Origin of the sequence: Reyranella sp. (assembly GCF_004296935.1) — a bacterium.
In the GTDB taxonomy this organism is placed as follows: Bacteria; Pseudomonadota; Alphaproteobacteria; order Reyranellales; family Reyranellaceae; genus Reyranella.
Genome location: NZ_SCVH01000145.1, coordinates 1 through 25,392, shown reverse-complemented (window position 1 = coordinate 25,392; position 25,392 = coordinate 1). Strand labels below are relative to the sequence as shown.

General features: G+C 68.0%; 23 protein-coding genes. 13 read left to right on the top strand and 10 right to left on the bottom strand.

Annotated features, from left to right (window positions below; genetic code table 11):
* Positions 1-249: 249 nt before the first annotated feature.
* The 4 genes from EPO55_RS20320 to argC (EPO55_RS20305) all read right to left on the bottom strand — a co-directional run bounded on the left by EPO55_RS20320 (position 250) and on the right by argC (EPO55_RS20305) (position 2,899).
* On the bottom strand, positions 250-384 hold the full coding sequence (locus EPO55_RS20320; protein WP_296339034.1) for a hypothetical protein: 135 nt from the start codon (positions 382-384) through the stop codon (positions 250-252).
* A 108-nt stretch (positions 385-492) separates the two neighbouring features.
* Entirely contained in the window at positions 493-1,470 is a 978-nt protein-coding gene (gene argC, locus EPO55_RS20315) for an N-acetyl-gamma-glutamyl-phosphate reductase (protein ID WP_296339033.1), read from the bottom strand.
* Between the two features lie 8 nt (positions 1,471-1,478).
* Positions 1,479-1,937 (bottom strand): GNAT family N-acetyltransferase, encoded by a 459-nt coding sequence (locus EPO55_RS20310; protein WP_296339032.1) that lies wholly within the window; start codon positions 1,935-1,937, stop codon positions 1,479-1,481.
* Between the two features lie 2 nt (positions 1,938-1,939).
* Positions 1,940-2,899, bottom strand: coding sequence for an N-acetyl-gamma-glutamyl-phosphate reductase (gene argC / locus EPO55_RS20305; RefSeq protein WP_296339031.1), 960 nt, complete (start codon positions 2,897-2,899; stop codon positions 1,940-1,942).
* A gap of 302 nt (positions 2,900-3,201) precedes the next feature.
* Between argC (EPO55_RS20305) and EPO55_RS20300 the strand changes: the two genes are divergently transcribed.
* Positions 3,202-3,699, top strand: coding sequence for an L-2-amino-thiazoline-4-carboxylic acid hydrolase (locus EPO55_RS20300; RefSeq protein WP_296339030.1), 498 nt, complete (start codon positions 3,202-3,204; stop codon positions 3,697-3,699).
* 110 nt (positions 3,700-3,809) lie between these two features.
* Here EPO55_RS20300 and EPO55_RS20295 read toward each other — a convergent pair whose 3' ends face one another.
* Positions 3,810-5,195 carry an alpha/beta fold hydrolase gene (locus EPO55_RS20295; RefSeq protein WP_296339029.1) on the bottom strand — a complete coding sequence of 462 codons (1,386 nt, stop codon included), beginning with the start codon at positions 5,193-5,195 and terminating at the stop codon, positions 3,810-3,812.
* 94 nt (positions 5,196-5,289) lie between these two features.
* On the opposite strand from EPO55_RS20295, the gene EPO55_RS20290 reads away from it, so the two are divergent.
* The 4 genes from EPO55_RS20290 to EPO55_RS20275 all read left to right on the top strand — a co-directional run bounded on the left by EPO55_RS20290 (position 5,290) and on the right by EPO55_RS20275 (position 10,358).
* On the top strand, positions 5,290-5,769 hold the full coding sequence (locus EPO55_RS20290; protein ID WP_296339028.1) for a methylated-DNA--[protein]-cysteine S-methyltransferase: 480 nt from the start codon (positions 5,290-5,292) through the stop codon (positions 5,767-5,769).
* Between the two features lie 46 nt (positions 5,770-5,815).
* On the top strand, positions 5,816-7,828 hold the full coding sequence (locus EPO55_RS20285) for a uroporphyrinogen-III synthase (protein WP_296339027.1): 2,013 nt from the start codon (positions 5,816-5,818) through the stop codon (positions 7,826-7,828).
* Positions 7,829-7,834: 6 nt separating this feature from the next.
* The gene (locus EPO55_RS20280) at positions 7,835-9,190 is read left to right on the top strand and encodes a heme biosynthesis HemY N-terminal domain-containing protein (RefSeq protein ID WP_296339025.1); all 1,356 of its coding nucleotides are present in this window, start codon (positions 7,835-7,837) and stop codon (positions 9,188-9,190) included.
* Positions 9,191-9,341: 151 nt separating this feature from the next.
* Complete coding sequence (locus EPO55_RS20275; protein ID WP_296339023.1) at positions 9,342-10,358, top strand: methionine synthase; 1,017 nt, start codon at positions 9,342-9,344, stop codon at positions 10,356-10,358.
* Here the strand turns inward: EPO55_RS20275 and mutS are convergent.
* A complete protein-coding gene (gene mutS / locus EPO55_RS20270; protein ID WP_296339022.1) occupies positions 10,355-13,033 on the bottom strand; it encodes a DNA mismatch repair protein MutS in 2,679 nt (892 codons plus the stop codon). The two genes, EPO55_RS20275 and mutS, sit on opposite strands and share 4 nt — an antisense overlap.
* Before the next feature lie 109 nt (positions 13,034-13,142).
* Here mutS and EPO55_RS20265 point away from each other — a divergent pair, with 109 nt between their 5' ends.
* Genes EPO55_RS20265 through EPO55_RS20255 form a run of 3 tightly spaced genes read left to right on the top strand, consistent with a single transcriptional unit; the run spans position 13,143 to position 18,067 of the window.
* On the top strand, positions 13,143-15,446 hold the full coding sequence (locus EPO55_RS20265; protein WP_296339021.1) for an NADP-dependent malic enzyme: 2,304 nt from the start codon (positions 13,143-13,145) through the stop codon (positions 15,444-15,446).
* Complete coding sequence (locus tag EPO55_RS20260) at positions 15,446-17,164, top strand: amidohydrolase family protein (protein ID WP_296339020.1); 1,719 nt, start codon at positions 15,446-15,448, stop codon at positions 17,162-17,164. Before EPO55_RS20265 ends, EPO55_RS20260 begins: the two co-directional genes overlap by 1 nt.
* Positions 17,165-17,188: 24 nt before the next feature.
* The gene (locus EPO55_RS20255; RefSeq protein ID WP_296339018.1) at positions 17,189-18,067 is read left to right on the top strand and encodes an amidohydrolase family protein; all 879 of its coding nucleotides are present in this window, start codon (positions 17,189-17,191) and stop codon (positions 18,065-18,067) included.
* Positions 18,068-18,074: 7 nt separating this feature from the next.
* On the opposite strand, the gene panE is transcribed toward EPO55_RS20255, so the two are convergent.
* Genes panE through EPO55_RS20240 form a run of 3 tightly spaced genes read right to left on the bottom strand, consistent with a single transcriptional unit; the run spans position 18,075 to position 20,637 of the window.
* Positions 18,075-19,022 (bottom strand): 2-dehydropantoate 2-reductase, encoded by a 948-nt coding sequence (panE, locus tag EPO55_RS20250; protein ID WP_296339017.1) that lies wholly within the window; start codon positions 19,020-19,022, stop codon positions 18,075-18,077.
* Entirely contained in the window at positions 19,019-19,951 is a 933-nt protein-coding gene (locus EPO55_RS20245) for a ketopantoate reductase family protein (RefSeq protein ID WP_296339016.1), read from the bottom strand. The genes panE and EPO55_RS20245 overlap by 4 nt, the downstream gene beginning before the upstream one ends.
* Complete coding sequence (locus EPO55_RS20240; RefSeq protein ID WP_296339015.1) at positions 19,948-20,637, bottom strand: pyrimidine 5'-nucleotidase; 690 nt, start codon at positions 20,635-20,637, stop codon at positions 19,948-19,950. The genes EPO55_RS20245 and EPO55_RS20240 overlap by 4 nt, the downstream gene beginning before the upstream one ends.
* 59 nt (positions 20,638-20,696) lie before the next feature.
* Between EPO55_RS20240 and rmuC the strand changes: the two genes are divergently transcribed.
* Both rmuC and EPO55_RS20230 read left to right on the top strand, forming a co-directional pair.
* Positions 20,697-21,746 carry a DNA recombination protein RmuC gene (gene rmuC / locus EPO55_RS20235; RefSeq protein ID WP_296339014.1) on the top strand — a complete coding sequence of 350 codons (1,050 nt, stop codon included), beginning with the start codon at positions 20,697-20,699 and terminating at the stop codon, positions 21,744-21,746.
* A 14-nt stretch (positions 21,747-21,760) separates the two neighbouring features.
* Positions 21,761-22,141: a nuclear transport factor 2 family protein gene (locus tag EPO55_RS20230; RefSeq protein ID WP_296339013.1), complete on the top strand. Its 381-nt coding sequence runs from the start codon at positions 21,761-21,763 to the stop codon at positions 22,139-22,141.
* A 4-nt stretch (positions 22,142-22,145) separates the two neighbouring features.
* On the opposite strand, the gene htpX is transcribed toward EPO55_RS20230, so the two are convergent.
* Entirely contained in the window at positions 22,146-23,084 is a 939-nt protein-coding gene (gene htpX, locus EPO55_RS20225; RefSeq protein WP_296339189.1) for a zinc metalloprotease HtpX, read from the bottom strand.
* A 59-nt stretch (positions 23,085-23,143) separates the two neighbouring features.
* Here htpX and EPO55_RS20220 point away from each other — a divergent pair, with 59 nt between their 5' ends.
* From EPO55_RS20220 to EPO55_RS20210, 3 genes are all read left to right on the top strand, one after another.
* Positions 23,144-23,311 (top strand): succinate dehydrogenase assembly factor 4, encoded by a 168-nt coding sequence (locus tag EPO55_RS20220; RefSeq protein ID WP_296339011.1) that lies wholly within the window; start codon positions 23,144-23,146, stop codon positions 23,309-23,311.
* Positions 23,311-24,639: an FAD-binding oxidoreductase gene (locus tag EPO55_RS20215; protein ID WP_296339010.1), complete on the top strand. Its 1,329-nt coding sequence runs from the start codon at positions 23,311-23,313 to the stop codon at positions 24,637-24,639. The genes EPO55_RS20220 and EPO55_RS20215 overlap by 1 nt, the downstream gene beginning before the upstream one ends.
* The coding region (locus tag EPO55_RS20210; protein ID WP_296339009.1) for a pyridoxal-phosphate dependent enzyme at positions 24,639-25,392 on the top strand (754 nt) is incomplete at its 3' end. The genes EPO55_RS20215 and EPO55_RS20210, both read left to right, overlap by 1 nt.

The window sequence follows — 25,392 nt, the reverse complement described above, 5'->3', positions numbered from 1 at the left end:
GGCGATGTCTCAAGGGGTTGCGCCGACCCTCCGGGACAACGCCGACGGCTCTCGCCGACAGGTCCGAATCGCGGTGCTGTGCCGCTGGCGGAGGCGTTGCCGTGGCCTGCTCCTGACGATCGGTGCCCGTCGCAGACGCAAACGCCCTGCGGCAGGACGGGCCGGACACGAAAATGGCCGGCGCAATCCACGCGCCAGCCTGTCGAAATTGTTAGCATAAACCTGCTGAACTTGCAACTCTTTCCTCGCCTAGGGCGGCGTGGCTTTGCTCATGTAGATCGTGACGCCGAGCGCGGACTCTTCCTCGCGGTCGATGCGATAGCCGAGCGCGAGATAGAGCCGAATGTTCCCGGCGAAGCGCTGGTTGGTGTGGAGGCGGATCATGCTGATGTTGAATCAGATCATGACGCATTCAGAAAGCCGCGTGTCGGCTCCCGGCTTCTAGAGGACCTGCGAAGCGGATTGAATGGCTGCCCGGAGGCCCCGCCTTCATCATGGCCAAACAGGCACGCCCTCGAGCCCCGCGGTTTCCGGCAGGCCGCAGATCAGGTTCGCATTCTGCACCGCTTGGCCCGCGGCTCCCTTGCCGAGATTATCGACCACGCCCATCGCGATCACCAGGTTGCGCTCCGGATCGGCCGCGTAGCCGACGAACGCGAGGTTCGAGCCGGTAGCCCATTTGGTCTGCGGCGGCTTGTCAGTCACGCGGACGAACGCCCGCCCGGCATAGAAGCGCCGGGCCGCGTCGAGGCACTGGTCCGTGGTGGCGCTGCCGCGGCAGTAGATGGTGGCGAGCACGCCGCGGGTCATCGGCACCAGGTGCGGCGTGAACACGAGCCCTGATGCGCTGCCGCCGCTCAGCCGCTCGATCGTCCTGGCGATCTCGGGCATGTGGGTGTGCTTGAGCAGACTGTAGGGCACCAGGTTCTCGTTGCTCTCGGCGTAGCCGAACCTGCTGTCGGCACCGCCCCGGCCGGCACCGGAGATGCCGGTCTTGACGTCGATCACGATGTTGCCGGGCTCGATCAGCCTGTCGGCCAGCAGCGGCGCCAGCGCGGTCAGCGTCGCTGCGGGATAACAGCCGGGGTTGGCAACACGGGTCCGGCCCTCGATCCGGGTTGGCCAGACGTCGGCCAGGCCATACGCCCAACCCTCGACGTAGCGGTGGTCGCCGCCGATGTCGACGATCTTCACGTCCGGAGGCACGTGCGCCAGCGCCTCGGCCGAGGCGCCCGTGGGCAGCGACGCGAACAGCACGTCGAGCTTAGGCAAGCTCTCGGGATCCCACTTCTCGATCACCAGCTCGGCCAGCTTGGCCGGCACACCGGGGAAGCGGTCCACCAACCGGCTGCCGGCGCTGCCCTCGCCCGCGGCGTAGACCAGCTCGAAGGAAGGGTGGCTCGCGACCAGGCGCATCGCCTCGCCGCCGCCAAAACCGCTGATGCCGACAATACCGACGCGAATGCTCATGGGGGTGCTCATAGCGGCTTGCTCATATAGACCGTGACGCCGAGCGCGGACTCCTCCTCGCGGTCGATGCGGTAGCCGAGAGCGAGATAGAGCCGGATGTTCTCGGCGAAGCGCTGGTTGGTGTAGAGGCGCATCTCGGCATGGCCCTGCTCGACCGCGAGACGCTCGGCATGGGCCATCAGGAACCGGCCGAGGCCCTGCCCCTGGAAGGCGGGCGCCACGGCGACGTTCTCGACCAGCAGATGATCGGTGCCGTCGATGGTCTCGATCAGCGCCGCGAGCTCGTCACCGAGATAGGCGAGGTCGACCCGATGGCGCACGACCGCCTTCTCGTAGTCCGCGCCCATCGGCTTAGGTTCGCGACCGATCACCGGCACCCACTTGGCATAGGCGGCGCGCACGAGCGCCCGCACGGCGGCGGCATCCGACGCCGCGGCCTGCCGCAGCGTCGGCGTCCCGGGGTTCACGATCAGGCGACGGCGAGGCCCGTCGCCTCGTCGACTCCGGTCTTGAGGTTGATGCACTGCACCGCGGCACCCGACGCGCCCTTGCCGAGATTGTCGAGAGAGGCCACGGCCAGCACGTTGCCTTCGGCATCGTTGCCGTAGACCGCGAGTTCCATCGTGTTGGTGTCGATCAGCCGGTCGGCGCGCAGGAACCGGTCGCGCTCCAGCCACGCGCGGTCGGCGAGCGGCCGCACCGGCACGAACTGCTCGCCGGCATAGTAGTCGGCCAGGATGCCGTGCACGTCCTTGGCCGTGACCTGCCTGGTGGTGATGTCGCGCGTGATCGGCACGGTGATCAGCATGCCCTGGGCATAGTGACCGACCGACGGCACGAACAGCGGGGAGTGCGTGAGGCCGGAATATTTCTTCATCTCCGGCACGTGCTTGTGCGTGAGCTCGAGCCCGTAGAGCCCGAACGGCTCGACGCCCGCCTTCTCATGGACGGCGATCAGCTCCTTGCCGCCGCCGGTGTAGCCCGAGACGCCGAACACCGCGGGCGTCGAATCGGCACGCACGACGCCGGCCTCGACCAGCGGCCGCAGCAGCGCGATGGCGCCGGTCGGGTAGCAGCCCGGGTTGGTGATGCGGTTCGACTCCTTGAGCTTCTGGCGGTGCTGCTTGGTCATCTCCGGGAAGCCGTAGGTCCAGCCGTCGGCGACGCGATGGGCCGTCGAGGCGTCGATGACGACCGTGTCGGCGTTGCCCAGCGCCGCCACCAGCTCCTTGGCCGCGGCGTCGGGCAGGCAGAGCACGGCGATGTCGGCGGCCTTGGCGATCTCGGCGCGCTTGCCCAGATCCTTACGGTCGGCCATCGGCAGCTCGAGCAGCTCGATGTCGGGCCGGTTCTTCAGCCGGTCGTGGATCTGCAGCCCGGTGGTGCCGTGCTGGCCGTCGATGAATACCTTGGTCTTGTTCGTGGTCATGGTCTTCTCTCTCGCAAATTCAGGGCCTTGGGGAGTTGGCCGACTGGAGAAGAAGGAAAGTGGGAAGCCGCCTGATCCTCTCCAGCGGCTTCACGATACGGCGCGTTTGTTACGCGCGCGCGATCTCGCACCGCTTTTCAAAGCGGCGGCGTCGCGACCGGAGGAGGGCGAACGGCTTCATGGTGGGGCGGATATTTCATCGCGAGGCCCCGATGTCAAGATGCTCCTCCTTTCTTCTCCTCCCCCGTTTCCGGGGGAGGAGAAGAAAGAGTAGGTTCGAAAATCCAATCTGGAGGCAGCCCATGAGCCAATCTCCCGTCAAGATGGCCCCCCATCCCGACGGCCTGTCGATGCTCGACAAGCGCAAGATCGAGGCCGAGATCCTGAAGGAGGTCTACGAGACCCTGAAGGCGAGCCACGGCGAGGCCGTTGCCCGCCGGACCATCTCCGAATCGGTGCGGCGCTCGGCCATCGAGCAGGCCCGCCAGTTCGCAGCCGCCGCGCCCGGCGGCACATCACTAAAGGCCTTCCAGGACGTGATGCCGCTCTGGACCAAGGGCGGGGCGCTCGAGATCGAGGTCAAGGAACAGACCGCCACGACCTTCACCTTCAATGTCACCCGCTGCCGCTACGCCGAGACTTATAAGGCGATGGGCCTGGGCGAGATCGGCGCCCTGCTGTCGTGCAACCGCGATGGCGCCTTCTGCGAAGGCTACGACCCCAAGCTCAAGCTCGAGCGCAGCCAGACCATCATGGGCGGCGCCAGCCACTGCGATTTCAAGTACCGATACGAGAAGTAAGCCCCCTCCGGCGCTACGCGCCACCTCCCCCGATTACGGGGGAGGAGTCTGATCTCCTTCTCCTCCCTCGCGAAGCGGGGGAGGTGCCCGAAGGGCGGAGGGGGTCAGACTCAGTTCAGGAACTCCGCGATCACCAGGTGATTGTCCTTGGCCGGCCAGGTCCGGGTCGGGATCGTCTCGTTGTTCAGCACCGCCACCACCGTGCGCGGCTGGGTGTCGAAGGCGAGCTTGCCGGTCGAGGCGCCGGGCACGCCGTCGTTGATGCCGGGCGGCACCTTGCCGTCGAGCGAGAACTTGTCGCGGCCGACGCCGAAATAGCCGCGCGGCCGGCTCATGCCCACGACCGCGCCCGCACCTTCGTCGCCCTTGGCGAACTGGGCGGGGCGCAGGTGGATGAGGTCGCTGGAGCGCAGGAACGGCGAGCGGTAGGTGTGGGTCACCGGCTGCGCCGACATGCGCAACACGAACTCGTAGTTCATGTCTGAGCGCGCGATGAAGGGGCCCCAGATGCCATCCTCGCCCGTCGTCTTGCGATGCACCGCCACGGCGCTCTTGCGTTCGCCGGTCTTTGTGTCGATTTCGTAGATCTCGACCTCGGCGCCGGCCACGGCGATGTTGGTGTAGAGGCCGTCGGCGATGCCGGTGACCCTGCCGTTCAGCACCGGCAGCGGCTCCTGGGCAATGAACATGCTGCCCGGCGGCTTGCCCGCGATGTGTTCGTACATGGCGGCGAAGGCGAGCTTGTGGAACGCCACCTCGCGATGATCGAGCCCGTCGAGGGTGACGTTCCTGGCGCCGCGCAGCTCGGTGGCATCGAAGCCGACGCCGGTCGGTTTGCCCGGCGCGCCGACGAAGCGGCCGTCGGGCTGGGCGTACTTGTCGAACCTGTCGGAGCGGATCGCCATCATATCGACGCCGGCAATCAGGTCGTCGGCGCCGGCGTTGAGACCTTTCAGGAATGGAAAGGCGCCGTTGAACTCGCTGCCGGGCAGCAACGTCTCGGAGATCACGATGCCCTTGTTCGGCGTGCCGCACAGCACGGCATGGCTCACGAACTCCGCACCGCCGCCGTTCCTGAGATAGTTGCGCACCGCGTTGCCGCCGCGCGACGAGGCGATCAGTGCCACCCGGCGGCGGCGCGTGGCGGCGCGCACCTGGGTCACGAACACCGCCAGTTCCTTCATCTGGTCCTCCGTCGAGGACCGGAACGGTTCGGGCTTGGCATCGTTGCGGCGGGCATTGGGATAGGAGAAGTCGATGGCGAAGAGCTGGTTGCGGCGATAGCCATTGGCCTCGAAGCGCCAGATATTGTTGATCCAGAGCGCGCTCGAATCGCCGTTGCCGTGCACGAACACCACCGGCGGCAGCCCCGTCTCGGCCGGCGGCTGGCGCCGCGGTCCGGTCGGTGCGGGCGGCGCCTGCCGCGGCGCCGGCTGCTGGGCGTGGGCGAGCATGGGCGCCAGCGCCGGCAGCAATGCAGCGGCACCGCCCAGCAAGGCGCGTCTTCCGGGGCCGGAGCCCCTGATTTTCTCTCCCCCGGACATCGGGGCCATGTTGGCAAATGCCGGGCGGCGCCGCTACGCTTCCCGCATGTCGATTTGTTACATAGACAGTGCAGTCGGCCGTCTGGCGCTCGAAGCCGATGACGATTGCGTGACCGGCGTGCGCTGGGCGAGTGCGGGCGAGCGGGCCGCCTCTTCGGTGACAGGGGCCGCCAAGCCCAGCCCGGTGCTCAAGGAAGCGGTCCGCCAGCTCGACCGCTACTTCAACCGCAAACTCCGCCGCTTCGAATTGCCGCTCGCCGCCCGCGGCACTGATTATCAGAAGCGGGTGTGGGCGATGATGCGCGAGATCCCGTTCGGCGAGACCGCGACCTATGGCGGCATGGCGATGGCGCTGGGCTCGGGGCCGCGTGCCGTTGGCATGGCGTGCGGACGCAATCCCATTCCGATCATCGTGCCGTGCCACCGCGTGCTGGGCGCGGGCGGCAAGGAAGGCGGCTTCTCCGGCGGGCGCGGCTTGCCGACCAAGCGCCAGCTCCTGGCGATCGAGGGCGTGATCCTCCTCTAGCCTGTCTGCCGTTGCGCCAGCACGGAGCCCCGGCTACGGAGAGCGCATGCGCGTCCTGATCACCCGGCCCGAACGCGAGGCGACGGCGCTGGCGACGGCGTTGATCGAACGCGGCCATGTGCCGGTCATCGCGCCGCTGTTCAGGCTGGAAATCCTGCGGCCGCCACCCGACTTCGCCGACGCCCTTGCGGCCTGCCAGACCGTGCTGCTGACCAGCGCCAACGGCGCGCGGGCGCTGGCCGAAGCGAGCGAGCAGCGTGGCAAGCCGATCCTCGCGGTCGGCGACACGACGGCCTCGACGGCCGAGGGCCTGGGCTTCGCCGCCGTCGTCTCGGCGGCGGGCGACGGCACGGCACTGGCTGCGTTGGTCCGGCGCGGCCTCGATCCAAAAAAGGGATCGCTGGTCCACGTCTCCGGCGTCGATGTGGCACTCGATCTCGCCGAAACGCTGGCGCCCGACGGTTTCGAGGTCCATCGCTTCGCGCTGTACGACGCCCGCGAGGAAAGCGTGCTGCCGGAATCGGCGCGCGCTGCGCTGGCCGCCCGTGCGCTGGATGCCGCAACGTTCTTTTCGTCGCGCGCGGCTTCGGCCTTTGCCAAGCTGGTCGGCGACGCGGGCCTGGCCGACTCGCTGCGGGACGTCACCGCCATTGCCATCAGCCCCGCCGCCCTCGACCCCCTGGCGGCGTTGCCCTTCAAGGCGACCGTCGCGGCGGTGCGACCCACCCGCCAGGCGGTGCTGGATGAGATCGACCGGCTGGCCGAAGCCGGCGTACAAGGAGCGCGGACCATGAGCGACACACCTTCTCCTGCGCCCGATTCATCGACGCCCTCAGCGCCGCCCCCCGTCACGCCAACATCCGTCACGGGCCGGCGCGGCCTCGGCGTGTTCGGCGCCTTCATCACCGGCTTGATCGCCGCCGTCCTGGTGCTGGTGGGCGCGATGATCACGTTGCCGTTCTGGCCCGAGGAGATCCGCGCGATGTGGCGCGGACAGGGGGAGGCAGCCGCCCCGACACCGGCAATCGACCTGCAGGCCGTGCGCGCCGATGCCACCGCAATTGCCAATGCCGCGGTCGAGGCTTCCCGGCGCGACCTGGGCGCGCGCATCGACGATCTCGAGAAGCGCGTGCGCGCGCTCTCGGCTACCGCCGCCGAGCCGCCACGCCCGAGTGCGACGGCCGACGCGGAAAAAGGCCGCATCGAACAGCAAACGCGCATGCTCGCCGAAGCCGAGGCTGCACGCAGACGCGCCGAGGAGGAATTGAAGGCCATTGCCGAAGCGAGAAAGGCGGTCCAGGCCGCCACGCCGCCGGCGCCGGCATCGCCCGACTCCGACAAGGATCTCGCGGCGCTTCGCCTCGAGATCGCGACCCTACGCTCAGCCCTGCAGACGCTCGACCAGGCGATGGCCGGTCAGAAGGACGAGACGGCCCGCCAGCGCGAGCAAGCCAAGGCCCTGGCTGACACCGTCGACAGGGCGCGCGCCGAGGCGAGCGCCGTCGGCGCCGGCGAGAAAAAAGCACTGGGTGCCGCGCGCGCCTCGGCGGTGATCGGCGTCGCGGCCCGCCTCAGCTCGGCGCTGGAATCCGGCCTGCCCTTCGCCCCCGAACTCGGTCTGCTCGCGCCGCTGGCGCAAGGTGACTCCAGGCTGAGCGAGATCATCGCTGCCCTGCAGCCCTACGCCCAGGCCGGCGTCGCCTCGCGCGTGGCGCTCATGGCCGCTTTCCCCGCCGTCGCCAAGGCAGCCCTTGCCGACGATCTCGCCGACGATTCTTTCGGCGAGCGGCTGCTGGGCAAGATCAAGGGCCTGGTGTCGCTGCGCCGGGTCGGCGCCGACGTCCCGGGCGATGCGGTCGAGGCCAAGCTGGCGCGCGCCGAAGCGGCGCTGGAAGCCGGCGATCTCGCCAAGGCGGTCGATCTCGTGAAGTCGCTGCCGCCGCAGACCGCCAAGGCGACGTCGGCGTGGCTGGCGCGCGCCGAGGCCCATCTGGCGGCCAAGCGCGCGGTCGACCAGCTCTCTTCCCATGCCGTCACCCTGCTCGGCGCGGCGCGGTAGATGTCCATGACGACAGTCCGCATCCTGATCTGGTTCGCGATCGCGGCTGCGGCGATGCTGGGCGCGGTGTGGCTGGCCGAGCGGCCGGGCACGCTCACCGCCGAATGGCAGGGCTGGCGGCTCGACACCAATGTCGGCGTGGTGCTGGTCGCCATCGTGGGGCTGGTTCTGCTGAGCGTCGCGGCGTGGCTGCTCTATCGCTGGATCGTGGGCGCCCCCGGCGCCCTGCTCGAAGGCTGGGGCGAAAGCCGCCGCCAGCGCGGCTACCGCGCGCTGACCCAGGGATTGGCCGCGGTCGCCGCCGGCGACGGCGCCGAGGCGCAGAAGCACGCCCGCAAGGCCGAGCAGCTTCTGGCCGAGCCCGCGCTCACGCTGCTGCTGTCGGCCCAGGCCGCCCAGCTCACCGGCGATCGCGACGGCGCCAAGCGGGCGTTCGACGCCATGCTGAAGGACGACCAGATGGCCTTCCTCGGCCTGCGCGGCCTGATCGGCCAGGCACTGCGCGATGGCGACCAGACCAAGGCGCTGGGCTACGCCGAACGCGCCTTCACGCTCAGGCCGCAGACGCCGTGGGTCGTGCACTCGCTGTTCGACATGCAGGCCCAGGCCGGCCAGTGGAAGGCGGCCCAGGAAACGCTGGACCAGGGCATTCGCCGCAAGGTCGTGGCCGCCGACAAGGGCCGCGGGCTGAAAGCGTTGCTGCTGGTCGAGCGCAGCCGAGAGGCCGAGCGCGACGGTCGCGAGGCCGACGCGCTCGCGCTGGCGCGAGAAGCCTTTGGCCTGGCGCCGGAGCGAATCGCGGCGACCGAACGGTTGGCCGAGCTGCAGCTCAAGGCGGGCGACGCCAAGCGCGCGCTGAAGACACTGGAGCGCGGCTGGTCGGTGGCGCCGCATCCCGATCTGGTCGAGATCTATCTCAAGGCGTCGGGCGAGTCCGAACCGTTGAAGCGCATCGGCGTCGTGCGCCGGCTGGTGACGCGCAATGCCGACGACATCGAAAGCCATCTCGCCCTGGCCAAGGCCTCGCTCGACGCGGGCCTGTGGGGCGAGGCGCGACGCCAGCTCGAGACGGCGGGCGGCACCTCGCCCCCGGTCCGCGTCTGCCGCCTGATGGCCGAAGTCGAGGAACGCGCCAACGCCGAACAGGCCAAGGTGCACGACTGGCTGGCGCGCGCCGCCGAGGCGCCGGCCGACCGTTCATGGTCCTGCACCGCCTGCGGCGCCCATCACGAGACCTGGCGCTCCGTCTGCGAGAGCTGCGGCGCCTTCGGCACCCTGCAGTGGCGCGCGCCGGGGACCTATGGCCAGATCCTGCCGCCCGAGGCGCAACCGGCGATGGCCGCAGCACTTACTCCTCCCTAGCGCGGAACCCGCGCTGGGGAGGTGCCCGCGAAGCGGGCGGAGGGGTCATCGGCCTCGACATGTGGCCTATGACCCCTCCGCCTCGTAAGACGAGGCACCTCCCCTTTGCGGAGTCCGCAAAGGGGAGGACAATGAATCTGGAGGAGACGACATGTTCGAGACCACTCTTGCCGGCAGCCTGCCCAAGCCGTCGTGGCTGGCCACGCCCAACGTACTGTGGGCGCCATGGACGCTGTCGGGCGCGCCGCTGTTCGAGGCCAAGGACGACGCCACCCTGCTCGCCATCCGCCGCCAGGAAGAGGCCGGCCTCGACATCGTGAGCGACGGCGAGCAGGCGCGGCAGCATTTCGTGCATGGCTTCCTGGCCGAGGTCGACGGCGTCGACTTCGACAAGAAGGTCCGCATGGGCATCCGCAACAACCGCTACGACGCCGACTGCCCGACCGTCACGGGCGCGCTCAAGCGCCGCAAGTTCGTGCACGAGCGCGAGGCCCGCGTCGCCCGCGCCGCCACCTCGCGCAAGCTCAAGTTCACCCTGCCCGGCCCGATGACGCTGATCGACACCCTGGCCGACGGCTTCTATGGCGATCGCGTAAAAATGGCCTTCGCCTTTGCCGAGTTGCTGAACCAGGAAGCCAAGGACCTCGAGAAGCTCGGCGTCGATGTCGTGCAGTTCGACGAACCGGCCTTCAACGTTTACCTCAACGAGACCGTCGAGTGGGGCGTGCCGGCGCTGGAGAAGGCGGCCGAAGGCCTCAAATGCACGACGGCCGTGCACATCTGTTACGGCTACGGCATCGAAGCCAACAACAAATGGAAGGAGACGCTGGGCGAGAGCTGGCGTCAGTACGAGCAGACCTTCCCGGCGCTCGACCGCAGCAAGATCCAGCAGGTCTCGCTGGAATGCCGGGAGAGCCATGTGCCGCCCGAGCTGATGAAGCTCTTGAAGACCAAGACCGTCCTGGTCGGCGCCATCGACGTGGCGTCCGACAAGATCGAAACGCCCGAGCAAGTGGCGGAAACCCTGAAGCTCGCGACCAAATTCGTCGATCCCGAGCGCATCCAGGCCTGCACCAACTGCGGCATGGCGCCGATGACGCTGGGCGTCGCCTACGGCAAGCTGCGCGCCTTGGCCGAAGGCGCCGCGCTGGCCCGGAAGGCGATCTAGGGCAACTTGCGCCGAAGCTCGTAGAGCATCTCCAGCGCCTGCTTGGGCGAGAGTTCGTCGGGATTGACCGATGCCAGCGCCTTCTCGACGTCGGACTCGGTGGTCTTGGCCGTGCCGCTCGCCGGGCGCGCGGGGGCTGCCGCAAACAGCGGCAGGTCGTCGGCGAGGCGGCTCACAGCGCCCGACTGCTCGCCCTTTTCCAATGCCGCCAGCACCTGCTCGGCGCGCGCCACGACGGCGGCCGGCAGGCCGGCGAGCTGGGCGACATGAATGCCGTAGGAACGGTCGGCGGCGCCCGGCGCCACCTCGTGCAGGAACACGACCTCGTTCTGCCATTCCTTGACGCGCATCGTGTGCGGCGCAAGTGCCGCCAGACGCTCTTTCAGCGCGCCCAGCTCGTGGAAGTGGGTGGCGAACAGCGCCCGGCACTTGTTGACGTCATGCAGATGCTCGAGCGTCGCCCAGGCGATGGAAAGACCATCGAAGGTGGCGGTGCCGCGGCCGATCTCGTCGAGAATGACGAGGCTGCGTCCCGTTGCCTGGTTGAGGATGGCGGCCGTCTCGACCATCTCGACCATGAAGGTCGAGCGCCCACGCGCCAGATCGTCGGCGGCGCCGACGCGGCTGAACAGGCGATCGACGATGCCGATGGTGGCGGCCTCGGCCGGCACGAAGGAGCCCGCCTGCGCCATCACCGCGATCAGCGCGTTCTGGCGCAGGAAGGTCGACTTGCCGGCCATGTTGGGGCCGGTCAGCAGCCACAGCCGGCGCTCCGAGCCGAGGTCGCAATCGTTGGGCACGAAGCCCGAACCGCCCTGCCGGAGCAACGCCGCCTCGACCACGGGATGGCGGCCGCCTTTTAGGACAAAGGCCGGATCGTCGGTGAGCACCGGCCTTGTGTAGTGGCCGCTAGTCGCGAGTTCGGCGAGTGCGGCGGCCACGTCGAGATTGGCGAGCGCGCGGCCGGCGGCGGCCACGGCGGTCGATACGGCCAGCACGCCTGCCGCCAGCTGCTCGAACATCGCCAGTTCCAGGGCCAGCGCCTGGTCGGCGGCGCGGCCGATGCGGGTTTCGAGATCGGCCAGTTCGGGCGTGTTGAAGCGCGTGGCGTTCGACATCGATTGCCGGCGCGCAAACCCCAGCGCCGCCAGATCGAGCTTGTCGGCATGCGTGGCCGTCACCTCGATGTGATAGCCGATCATGTTGTTGTGCCGGATTTTCAGCGTCGCGACGCCGGTCGAAGCACGATACTTCGCCTCCAGCGCCGCCACGGTCTTGCGGCTGTCGTCGCGGAGCGTGCGCTGCTCGTCGAGTTCGGCGCGATAGCCGGTGCGGATGAAACCGCCGTCGCGCGCGAACAGCGGCGGCTCGTCGGCCAGCGCCGCCGCCAGCGCGTCGATCAACGGCCGGTGGTTCGAGCAGGCCGCCACGATCTCGCCCAAGGGTGCGGGCGGCGGCGCCAGCGCCTCGGGCTCGGCGCCGAGCATGGCCGCCAGCGCTTCGCCCGAATCGAGTCCGTCGCGGAGTGCCGCGAGATCGCGCGGGCCGCCGCGGCCGACGCTGAGGCGGGTCAGCGCGCGCTCGATGTCGGGCGTGCGCTTGAGCGCCTCGCGCACCCGCTCGCGCACGGCGGGCCGTTCGACGAAGAGCTGCACCAGGTCGAGCCGCCGCTCGATCCCGGCGCGGTCGGTGAGCGGGGCAGCAATGCGCTCGGCCAACAGGCGCGCGCCGGGACCGGTCAGCGTGCGGTCGATGGTGGCGAGCAGGGTGCCGTCGCGCCTTCCGTCGAGGCTCTTCACCAGCTCCAGGTTGCGCCGCGTCGCGGGATCGATCTCCATCGTGCCGTCGGCGCGTTCGCGGCGCGGCGGCGCCAGCGCCGGCCGCTTGCCGGCCTGCGTGAGTTCGACGTAGTCGAGCAGCGCACCACAGGCCGCGACCTCGGCCCGCGAGAACGCGCCGAAGCTCTCCAGTGCCGCGACATTGAACGCGGACTGCAGGCGCTTGCGCGCGTTGTCGCTGTCGAAGCGCGCCGAGGGCAGCGGCGTCAGCACCGAGGACCAGTCCTCGAGCGCCGCCTTCAACGGCTCACGCGCCAGCAGCCGGTCGGGCAGCAGCAACTCGCCCGGCGCCAGCCGCGCCAGCGCCGCGGCCAATTGGGACGGCAGAACCGGCTGGGTGGCGAAATCGGCGGTCGAGAGGTCGAGCCAGGCCAAGGCCAGCTCGCCCTGGGCCTCGGCGATGGCGGCCAGATAGTTGTGGCTGCGCGCATCGAGCAGCGAATCCTCGGTCAAGGTGCCGGGCGTGATGACCCGCACCACAGCACGCTCGACCACGGATTTCGCACCGCGCTTCTTGGCCTCGGCCGGATCCTCGACCTGCTCGCAGACCGCGACCTTGAAGCCCTGGCGGATCAGGCGCGACAGGTAGGCCTCGTGGCTGTGCACCGGCACGCCGCACATCTTGATGTCTTCGCCGAGATGCTGGCCGCGCTTGGTGAGCGCAATGTCGAGCGCCGCCGACGCTTTAACGGCATCGTCGAAGAACAATTCGTAGAAATCGCCCATCCGGTAGAACACCAGATGGTCCGGATGCTGCGCCTTGATCGCCAGGTACTGGCGCATCATCGGCGTCGCGTCGGCCGGGATTGTCGAGACTGCGGAACTGCTGTCGGGCATCACCCCTCAGTATAGCCCGCCATGCGGGCCGGCGTATTGCCGCCAGGAGCATTGGCTGGCACAGGCCTGTGAATCTCGCCAATATGTCCCCTCAACCGGGAGTGAAACGATGGCGAGCAAAAGCTCGGAAGCGATGGTCAGCAACGAAATGGGCGATCTCGACGGAGATTCGCTGCGCATGCACGCGTCCGGCCGGCCCGGCAAGATCGAGATCGTGGCCACCAAGCCGCTGGTGACCCAGCGCGACCTGGCGCTGGCCTATTCGCCCGGCGTCGCCGCGCCCTGCCTCGCGATCGAAAAGGACCCCTCGCTCGCCTACGACTACACCATCAAGGGCAACCTGGTGGCCGTGATCTCCAACGGCACCGCCGTGCTCGGCCTGGGCGACATCGGGGCGCTGGCCGGCAAGCCGGTGATGGAAGGCAAGGCCGTGCTCTTCAAGCGCTTCGCCGACGTCGACTGCATCGACCTCGAGGTCGACACCAAGGACGTCGACCAGTTCGTCAATGCCGTGCGCTATCTCGGGCCGACCTTCGGTGGCATCAACCTCGAGGACATCAAGGCACCGGAGTGCTTCATCATCGAGCAGCGCCTGCGCGAGCTGATGGACATCCCGATCTTCCACGACGACCAGCACGGCACCGCCATCGTCTCGGCGGCCGGCCTGATCAACGCGCTGCACCTCACCGGCCGCAATATCAAGGACATCAAGATGGTGGTGAACGGCGCCGGCGCCGCCTCCATTGCCTGCATCGAGCTCGTGAAGGCGATGGGCTTGCCGCACGAGAATGCCATCCTCTGCGACACCAAGGGCGTCATCTACCAGGGCCGCACCGAGGGCATGAACCAGTGGAAGAGCGCCCACGCCGTGCGCACCAAGGCGCGCACGCTGCAGGAGGCCATGAAGGGCGCCGACGTCTTCTTCGGCCTGTCGGTCAAGGGCGCGGTGAGCAAGGAGATGGTCCAGTCGATGGCGGCCAAGCCGATCATCTTCGCCATGGCCAACCCGGACCCGGAGATCTCGCCCGACGACGTGAAATCCGTGCGCGCCGACGCCATCATCGCCACGGGCCGCAGCGACTACGCCAACCAGATCAACAACGTGCTGGGCTTTCCCTATATCTTCCGCGGTGCGCTGGACGTGCGCGCCAGCACGATCAACGAGGAGATGAAGGTGGCCGCGGCCGAAGCGCTGGCCAAGCTCGCGCGCGAGGACGTGCCCGACGAGGTCGACCGCGCCTACTCCGGCCGCCGGCTGCGCTACGGCCCCGACTATGTCGTGCCGGTGCCGTTCGACCCGCGCCTGATCTCGGCGGTGTCGTCCGCCGTGGCCCAGGCCGCCATGGACTCCGGCGTGGCGCGCAAGCCGATAGCCGACATGGCGGAGTATCGCCGCGACCTCTCCGGCCGCCTCGACCCGACCAGCCACTGGCTGCAGAGCCTGTTCGACCAGGTGAAGGCCAATCCGCAGCGCATCGTCTTCGCCGAGGGCGAGGAGGAGCGCACCATCCGCGCCGCCGTGGTGTTCCGCGACAACGGCTACGGCACGCCGATCCTGATCGGCCGCGAGGAGCAGGTCCGCGAGACCATGAAGACGCTCGGCATCAACGATGCATCGGGCATGGAGATCCACAACGCCCGGCTCTCGACGCGCAACGCGCCCTACACGAATCTGGTCTACGGCCGGCTGCAGCGCGACGGCTACCTGCACCGCGACGTGCAGCGCATGGTCAACCAGGGCCGCAACGTGTTCGGCGCCTGCATGGTGGCAATGGGCGACGCCGACGGCATGGTGACCGGCATCACGCGCCGATTCCCCGAGTGCTATACCGACGTGAAGCGCGTCATCGACATCGAGCCCGACAAGGTGCCGATGGGCTACTCCATCGTGGTGGCGCGCCACGGCACGGTATTCCTGGCCGACACCGCGATCAACGAGACGCCATCGGCCGAGCAACTCGCCATCATCGCCCGCCAGATGGCGCGCAACGCGCGGCAGATGGGCCACGAGCCACGAGTCGCGTTCCTGTCGTTCTCGAACTTCGGCAGCCGCGAGATCGAGCGCATCGACCGCATCCGCAAGGCGATCCGCATCCTGCAGGCCGAGAATGTCGATTTCGAGTTCGACGGCGAGATGCAGGCAGACATGGCGCTGGACTACGAGCTGCTTCGCGAGACCTATCCCTTCTGCCGCCTCACCGGCCCGGCCAACGTGCTGGTGATGCCAGGACTGCACTCGGCGCACATTTCCTCGCGCCTGATGCAGCGGCTGGGCGGCGTGACGGTCATCGGCCCGGTGATCGACGGCCTGCAGAAGCCGGTCCAGATCGTCCAGATGGGCGCCACGGTCAGCGACTTGGTCAATCACGCGGCGCTGGCGGCCTACGGGGCCCTCAGCGGACGGAGGCAGTGATGTACGATCTCGTCATTCGCGGCGCTACCATCGTCGACGGCCTCGGTCATGAACCCAAGTGCGCCGACCTCGCGGTCAAGGACGGCCGCATCGCCGCGATTGACGATATCAAAGACAGTGGCGCCGAGACGATCGATGCCGGCGGTCTCACCCTGGCGCCCGGCATCGTCGACGTGCACACGCACTACGATGCACAGGTCACCTGGGACACGACGCTCTCGCCTTCGCCGTCGCTCGGCGTCACCACCGCGGTGATCGGCAATTGCGGCTTCGGCATCGTGCCGGCGCCGCCTGCCGTGCGCGACCTGGTGATCCGCAACCTCTCGGTCGTCGAGGGCATGGATCTCGATGCGCTGCGCCAGGGCATCGCCTGGGATTTCGAAAGCTTTGGCGACTACATAGCGATGCTGCGCCGCCGCGGCGCCTACGCAAACCTCGCCGTGCTGTCCGGCCATTCGACCATCCGCACCGCCGTGATGGGCGAGGCGGCCTCGCAGCGCGCCGAGGCGACACCGGAAGAAATCGCGAAGATGAAGGCGATGGTGGCCGACGCCATGGCCCACGGCGCGATCGGCCTCGGCGCCTCCTATTCGCTCAACCATTCGGGCTATGGCGGCGTGCCGATGCCGTCCACCATCGCACCCCTGTCGGAGCTCGACGCGCTTGTCGGAGCGATGGGACCGCGCGGCAAGGGCGTCATCGCTATCGCCTCGGGCGTCAAGACGCCGGCGGAGCTGGAGCCGATGGCGGCAAAATATGGCCGGCCGTTTTTCCAGGGCACCGGCATGGCGATGTACAACGAGCAGGAGCCGGCGCGCGCGCTCGGCATCTTCGACGCCTGCGCCGCCGCCATCCGCCGCGGCAACGGCCTCTACGTCCAGATCCCCTGCCAGCCGCTGTCGTTCGACTTCACGATGGCCAACGCCTATCCGTTTTATAGCCACTCCGCCTTCGACCCGATCAAGGCGTTTACGCCCGAGCAGCTCGCGGCCGTCTATCGCGATCCGTCGTGGCGCGACAAATTCCGCGAGAATGCGAAGAACCCGCGGCCTGGCATGATCTTCCAGGGCAACTGGGACCGCGTCATGGTGGCCGTGGCGCAGAAGCCCGCCAACGCCAGATACGTGAACCGCTACCTCCACGAGATCGCCAAGGCCGAGGGCCGCGATCCGCTCGATGTCATGCTCGACCTCAGCCTCGACGAGGGGCTGGAAACCGCCTTCCTCGGCCGCTTCCTCAATGTCGGTGACGAGGGCGTGGCGCGCCTTTTGAAGCACGAGGCGGGCGTGGTGGCGCTCTCCGATGCCGGCGCACACCTTATCTACATGTGCGATGCCGGTTTCGGCCTGCATTTCCTCAGCCATTGGGTGCGTGAGCGCGGCGATTTCGACATCGTCGAAGGCATCCGGCGCCTGACCAGCCATCCGGCCGATCTCTACGGCATCCGGAACCGCGGCCGCATCGCGCTCGGCGCCCAGGCCGACCTGCTGCTGTTCGATCCCGCCACCGTCGGCGTCACCCCGGCCGAGCGGGTTGCCGACCTGCCGGGCGGCGGCCGGCGTACCATCCGCCGGCCGACCGGCGTGCACGGCGTCTTCTGCAATGGCATCCGCACCTTCGATGGCAAAGACTACGCCACGCTCGCCAAGGGCCCCGGCCACGTGCTCGACAAATTCAACGATTCGCTCGGCCGTCACAGCGCGCTCGCCGCACAATGAGGGCCGCGCAATGATGCCCCGTTCATGACCGGGGTGCCGCAGAAGCCCTGCCCTCCCGCCGATCCGGCGCCACGCAAGCCCAAGTTTGCGATGCCGGCCAACGCCTGCGACAGCCATGCCCACATCTTCGGGCCGGACGAGAAATATCCATGGTCGCCGGCGCGCGGCTACACGCCGCCCGACGCGCTGCCGGCCGCCTACGAGCATCTGCACAAGATGCTGGGCGTCACGCGCGGCGTCATCACCCAGCCCAGCGTCTACGGCACCGACAACAGAGCGACCCTCGACTACGTGGCGGCGCATCCCGGCCGCCTGCGCGCCGTGGTCTCGGTGGACGCGAGCATCACCGATCGCGCGCTCGAGGCAATGCACGCCAGGGGCGCGCGCGGCATTCGCGTCAATCTCGCCGACCCCGGCGGCAATCCCTTTAAGTCGTTCTCCGAGCTGCGCCGCGTCGCCGAGCGGCTGAAACCGCTCGGCTGGCACATCGAGTTCCTGCTCCATGTGCATGATGCCGACATGGCCGAGCTCGGCACGCTGCCGGTGCCGATCTCGATCGGGCACTTCGGCTACATGCCGACGAGCCTCGGGATCGACCATCCGCGCTATCGCGGCTTTCTCGACCGCGTGGCCGACGGCAATTGCTGGGTGAAGTTGACGGGTCCCTACCGCATCACGGCGGGCCGCCATCTGCCCTACGACGATACCGTGCCGTTCGCCCACGCCCTGGTCGCGCGGCAGCCGGACCGCATCCTGTGGGGCACCGACTGGCCGCACCCGATGTGCCCGATCCCGATGCCCAACGACGGAACGCTGGCCGACATGCTGCTCGACTGGGTGCCGGACAAGGCCGTGCGCCAGCGTATCCTGGTCGACAACCCGGCCGAACTCTACGGCTTCTAGGCGGCGGTCACAGCGCCGGCTTGCCGATGCCGCCGCGGGCGCGCTGCGCCAGATAGACCTGGAGATGGGCATAGGCCAGGCGCAGGTTGGGCGTGGCGATGCCGGCCTTCTTCGCCCGCGCGATCATGTCGCCCACCACATGGTCGGCCTCGACCATCGCGCCCTTCTCGAGATCGTGCAGCATGGAGGCCGTGAACTTCGAGCCCTTCACGGTCAGGAACGAGCGGATGGTCGCGATGCCCTTCTCGCCGGGATCGTGGCCGGCGGCGGCCGCCACCTTGCGGCCCTCGTCGACCGTTTCCAGCACGATCGCACGGCCTTCATCGGCTTCCAGGATGTCACCCGAGGCGCCGCGCATCAGGCAGCATGTCGCGGCCAGTGTGCAGAGCATGATCCATTTGTCCCAGAGATCCTGGACGATGTTGGCGTTCAGCCCTCCATCGACACCCGACTTCTTGATCGACGCATCGAGGTCGACCAGTGTCGGACGCGCAGGCTTCCCGTCGCGTTCGCCGAAGGAGATGGCGGCGAACGGGCTGGTATGCACGATTTCACCCTTGTCGTTCATGGCGACACCGACACGGGCAAGTCCGCCCACCACCTTGTCGGCACCGAAGCGGGCGTCGAGCGTATCGAGATGGCGGATGCCGTTCAGCAGCGGCACGATCGTGGTGTTCGCGCTGATCGCCGGAGCGATGGCGTCGATCGCCGAGTCGAGATCGTAGGCCTTGCAGGTCAGGATCACGACATCGTAAGGGCCGCCTTCACTGCCCTTGAGAACCGTCTTTACCTTCTGGGTGATGTCGCCTTTGGTGCTCTTGATCACCAGGCCGTCGCGCGTCAGCGCCTCGCGCCGCTTCTCGCGCACGAGGAACGTCACGTCGGCCCCGCTCTGGTGGAGACGGCCGCCGACATAGCCGCCGATCGCGCCGGCGCCCAGGATGAGAATTTTCACTTGAGACCGCCCCGCGCGCGGCGCGCCTCATAGGCCTGGAGATGGGCATAGGCAAAGCGCAGGTTGGGAGCGGCGATGCCCGCCTTGCGGGCGCGGGCCAGCATGTCGCCCACGATCTGCTTGCCCTCGGCCGGACCGCCTTTCTCCATGTCGCCCAGGATCGACGCCACCGCCTTCGAGCCTTTGCTCGTCAGCATGGTTTTTAGGCCGGCCAGAACCGTGTCGCTGGGCGCGTGGCCCTCAGCCGTGGCCACCTTGCGGCTCTCCTCCAGGGTCTCGGCCACGATGGCGGCGCCATCCTCGGCCTCCATGATGTCGCCGACGGTGCCGCGCATGGAGGCGCACATGCCGGCGATGGTGGCCAGCATGATCCATTTGTCCCAGAGATCCTGGTTGATATTGGGGTTGATGCCGCCCTCGATACCGGCCTTCTTGCAGGCGGCGTCGAGTTCCTTGAGGGCGGCGCGCGTGGGCTTGCCGTCGCGCTCGCCGAAGGACACGCCGGAAGCACCCGAATGCAGGATTTCGCCGTTGGGGCCCAGCATGCCCGAGATGCGGGCGAGGCCGCCTGCGACCCTGGCCGCACCGAACGTCTGGTCGAGCGTGGCGAAATGGGCGTGGCCGTTCAGCATCGGCACGATGGTAGTGTCCTTGCCGACCGCCGGCGCGATCGAATCGATCGCCGAGCCGAGATCGTAGGCCTTGCAGGCCAGCACGACGATGTCATAGGGCCCGCCTTCGCTCCCCTTGGTCACGACTTTGACCGGCAGAACGGCGTCACCCTTCGGGCTTTTCACCACCAGGCCTTCCTTGCGCACCTTCTCGGCGCGCTTCTCGCGCAGCAGGAAAGTGACGTCGGCGCCGGACTGATGCAGGCGCGCGCCCCAATAACCACCGACCGCGCCGGCGCCGAGAATGAGGATTTTCACGCTTTTCTCTCCGCCTTGTTCCGTTCCGCCACCCACTCGGCGAGCCACGTCGCGAGGTCGTCGGTCTGATGGTGGATATGGTCGAGATTGATGTCGGCCGCGCGCTTCACGCTCTCGTCGGTGCGGATCCACACCGTGCGCATGCCCATGTCGGCCGCCGGCTTGAGATTGACTGCGATGTCGTCGGCAAACGCGGCCCGCGTCGGGTCGACGTTGTGCTGCTTCACGAGCTTCTCGTAGATCTGCTTGTGCGGCTTGGGCCAGTATTCGCCGGCCACGATGTCGAAGATGGCCTCGAAATGATGGGCCACGCCCAGCCGCTCCATGACGCGCTCGGCATGCGGCACGTCGCCGGCGGTGAAGATGATCTTGCGGCCCGGCAGGGCTTTCAGCGAGGCTTCCAGCGCGGGATTGGCTTCGACCGGCGAGTAGTCGATGTCGTGGACGTAGTCGAGGTAGTGCGTCGGGTCGACGCCGTGCAGGCTCATCATGCCGCGCATCGAGGTGCCGTGGTCGCGCCAGTATTGCTTCTGCACGACCCGCGCCTCTTCCGGCGTCACCTTCAGCCAGTCCGAGATGTAGCGGCCGATACGCACGTCGATCTGGGCGAACAGATTGCAGCGCGCCGGATAGAGCGTGTTGTCGAGGTCGAACAGCCAGACGTCGGGATCGTGTTTGGGAACCATCGGACGCTGGATTACCGGCCGGCCGTGCGCTTGTCGAGGCGGCGGATTATAAAGGGGCAATGGATACCCTGACGATCGTCCTTCTCGCCGCCGTGATCCTGCTGGTCGTGGTCCTGGCCATCCTGCTGGTACGCCAGGGCGGTGGCAGCCGCGACGCCGAACAGATGCGCCAGCATCTCGCCCTGGCGCTCAGCCAGCAGGCCGAAACCGTCCAGCGGGTCGAGCGTTCGCTGCGCGAGCAGGAACAGGCCCTCAGCAAGGTCGTCGACGAGCGGCTCGACCGCACCGAGAAGGCGACCGGCCAGATCGTCACCGACCTGCGCGAGCGGCTGGTCCGCATCGACGAGGCGCAGAAGAAGATCGGCGAGCTCTCGACCCAGGTCGTGAGCCTCCAGGAGGTCCTGTCCAACAAGCAGGCGCGCGGCGCCTTCGGCGAGGTCCAGCTGAACGACCTGGTGCAGAGCGCGCTCCCGCCCTCGGCCTACGAATTCCAGGCAACGCTGTCTTCGGGCGTGCGCGTGGATTGTCTTCTGCACCTGCCCAATCCGCCAGGCTCGATCGCCATCGACGCCAAGTTCCCGCTGGAAAGTTATAGCGCGCTGCGCGCCGTCGCGGCGGGCGACACGGCGGCGATCGCCGTCGCCCAGCGCGGCTTCCAGCTGGCGATCCGCAAGCACATCGGCGACATCCGCGACAAATACATCGTGTCCGGCGAAACTGCCGAATCGGCCCTGATGTTCCTGCCCTCGGAAGCGGTCTATGCCGAGCTGCACGCCAACTTCACCGGCCTGGTCGAAGAATCCTACCGCGCCCGCGTCTGGATCGTCTCGCCCACCACCATGATGGCGACACTGAACACCGTACGCGCCGTCCTGAAGGACGTGCGCATGCGCGAGCAGGCGGGCGAGATCCAGAAGACGGTCGGGCTGCTGCTGGAGGACGTCCGGCGGCTCGACGACCGGGTCGAGAAGCTGAAAGCGCACTTCGCCATGACCGAGAAGGACCTGCGCGAGGTCGATACGTCGGCCGACCGCATCACCAAGCGCGGCCAGCGCATCTTGGACGTCGATCTTGGCGAGGAGCCCGCGGCGCTGCCGCCCAAGATCTGAAAAGGGAGGTCGTCATGAGCTCGTCCGGCGCCAGCCTTTCCGTCTTGAAGGCCCTGGCTCAAGCATTCAACGACCACGATCTCGACCGCATCATGAGCTTCTTCGCCGACGATGCCGTCCTGGAAATGCCGCGCGGGCCCGATCCCTGGGGCCGGCGCTATGTCGGCCTCGCTGCCATCCGTGAAGGCCTGCGCGCCCGCTTCACCGGCCTGCCGGACGTCCACTACGGCAACGACAGTCACTACGTCGACGGTGACATGGGCATTTCGCAATGGACCGTGACCGGAACGACGCCGGCGGGAGAGCGCGTCGAAGCACGCGGTTGCGACTTCTACAGCTTCCGGGACGGCAAGGTCACCAAGAAGGACTCGTTCTGGAAGATCGTCGAGAAGTAGGCCCTTAGCCCCAGGGGCCGCGACGCGGCGCCTGCGGGACGGCAGTCGTCCACGGGTTGGTATTCGGCCGGGGTGCCGAGCGATAACCGCCGCCCATCTGGCCGGCCATCGCCTCAAGACGCGCGATGCGCTCTTCCATCGGCGGATGGGTCGAGAACAGGCTGGCCATGCCGCCGGCAGAAAGCGGGTTGGCGATATACATGTGCGCCGTCGCCGGGTTGGCTTCGGCCGCCCGGTTGGGGATCTGCTGCGTGCCGGCGTGGAGCTTGGCCAGCGCCGAGGCGAGCCACAGCGGCTGGCCGGAGATCTCCGCGCCCATGCGGTCGGCTTCGTATTCGCGGCCGCGGCTGATCGCCATCTGCACCAGCGCCGCGGCGAGCGGCGCCAGGATCATGGCGGCAATGGCCACGATCGGATTGACCAGAGGCCGGCCTTCGGAATCGCGGCCGCCGCCCATCAGGCCGCCGAAGCTCGCCAACATGCCGATGGCACCCGACAGCGTGGCGGCGATGGTCATGATCAGCGTGTCGCGGTGGCGGACGTGGCTCAGCTCGTGCGCCATCACACCCGCAATCTCCTCGCGGCTGAGATAGCGCAGCAGGCCGGTGGTGGCGGCAACAGCGGCGTTCTCGGGATTGCGCCCGGTGGCAAAAGCGTTGGGCTGCTCCTCGTCGATCACGTAGACGCGCGGCATCGGCAGGCCGGCGCGATCGGCCAAGCCCTGGACGATGCCGTAGAGCTCGGGTGCCTCGTTGGGTCCGACTTCCTGCGCGTTGCTCATGCGCAACACCATCTTGTCGCTGTTCCAGTAGGCGAACAGGTTCATGCCGAGCGCCGCGACCAGAGCGATGACGAGGCCGGATTGGCCGCCCAGCAAATAGCCTGCGACCAGGACGAAGCCGGTGAGGGCCGCGAGAAGGAGGGCAGTCTTGAAGTAGTTCATGGCGGGAAAGATGGTTGCCAACTGTGGCGAATCAAGGCGGTCCGAGGCATCATGCCGGCATGACCGACGACAAGCCCAAAGCCTCGCCCGAGGCGTCAAAAGCCGAGCCCGAAAAGCCCGTGCCATCCGAAAAGCCCAAGAAGGTCGAGGAAATCGGCGGCCCGCCCGGCCCCGAACCGACGCGCTACGGCGACTGGCAATTCAACGGCAAAGTGACGGATTTCTGATGCGTACCGACATCTTCCATCCCGACTTCAGGGCCCAGCCCTGGTGGTGGGAGGCGTGGACGCCCAACAACGCGCTGAGCGTCGACCCGCCGGCCAAAACCGACGTGGTGATCGTGGGCGCAGGTTACGGCGGCCTATCGACGGCACTCGAGCTCAGACGCAACAATATCGATTGCGTGGTGCTGGAACGCGGCGTGTTCGGCATCGGTGCCTCGACGCGCAACGGCGGCATGATCTCGGGCGGCACCAACATCTCCAAGGGACTGGGCGGCAAGAACCCCAAGGTCGACGCGGAGTTCGCCGCGAACAAGGCGGCCTTCCTGGGCAGCGGCATCGATTCGCTCAACACGCTGATCGACATCATCGGGCGCGAGAAGATCGATTGCGGCCTGATCACCAACGGCCGATTCACCGGCGCCTGGACGCCCAAGCATTACGACGACCAGGCGTCCAAGGTCGAGATGTTCAACCGGTACGCCGATGTCGGCGCCGAGATGATCCCGCGCGAGCGCGTGCGAGAGATGATGGCGTCGGACTATTACTACGGCGGCATGTACGTGAAGCGCGGGGGCCATCTCCATCCCGCGCGCTACTACAAGGGGCTGCTCGAAGCGGCCCACGGGCAGGGCGCGATCCTGTGCGGCAACCTCGAGGCCGAGCGTATCGAGAAAACCGGCGGCGGCTGGCGCGTACTGACGGCCACGGGGCCGATCGCCTGCCGCGAGGTCGTGATCGCGACCAACGGCTATACCGGCGACCTGACGCCGAAGCTGAAGATGCGCGTCGTGCCGGTGGCGAGCCACATCATTGCGACCGAAGAGCTGCCGATGCCGGCAACCGAGCTGATCCCGCACATGCGCTCGATCGGCGACACCAAGCGGGTGCTGACCTATTACCGGCCCTCGCCCGACGGCAGGCACCTGATCTTCGGCGGCCGCGCCCGTTTCACCGCGGCGGCACCCGAGGTGAGTGCGCCGATCCTGTACCAGTACATGATCGACCGCTTCCCGCAGCTCGAGGGTATCCGAATCACGCATGTGTGGACGGGCAACGTGGCCTTCGCGCTCGATTCGATGTCGCACATGGGCACCGACGACGGCATGCATTACCTGCTCGCCTGCAACGGCAACGGTGTCGCCATGATGACCTATCTCGGCACGCAGACGGCGCGGAAGATCGCGGGCGGCTCCAACGCATCGGTCAATGCCTTCGACGGCCGCGAGTTCCCCGAGCATCCGCTCTACAACGGCGATCCGTCGCTTTATCTCCCTTTGATCGGCGCCTGGTACCGCACCCGCGACTGGATCGACCGCCGTCTGGCGGCGTGATGGCTTCTCCCCTTCCCGTCACGCTGGACGATGTCCGCGCGGCTGCGGCGCGTATCGCCGGCGCCGTGGTCCATACGCCCTGCCTGCACAGCAAGACCCTGTCGCGCATCGCCAGTGCCGACATCTGGATAAAATTCGAGAATCTGCAGTTCACCGCCTCGTTCAAGGAGCGCGGCGCGCTCAACACCCTGCTGCAGCTCAGCGACGAGGAGCGCAAGCGTGGCGTCATCGCCATGTCGGCCGGCAACCATGCCCAGGGCGTCGCCTATCACGCCGGGCGCCTCGGCATTCCCGCCACCATCGTCATGCCGTCCTTCACGCCCAATACGAAGGTGAAGCACACGCGCGATCATGGCGCGCGGGTCGTGCTGCTGGGCGACACGCTGGCCGAGGCCGCCGCCGAGGCCCATCGCGTGGCCGCCGCCGAAAAGCTGGTGTTCGTGCATCCCTACGACGATCCGCGAGTCATCGCGGGCCAGGGCACGATCGCACTCGAAATGCTTCAGGACGTGCCCGAGCTCGACACTTTGGTGGTCCCGGTCGGGGGCGGCGGCATGATCGCCGGCTGCGCCGTGGCGGCGCGCGGCCTGAAGCCCGACCTGAAAGTGATCGGCGTCGAGTCGGCCGGCTACTCGGCGATGCGCCAGCTTCTGGCCGGCGAGAGCGTCACGGCGGGCGGCGACACCATCGCCGAGGGCATCGCGGTGCGCGACATCGGGCAGACGCCACTGGCCATCGCCCGCGCCCTGGTCG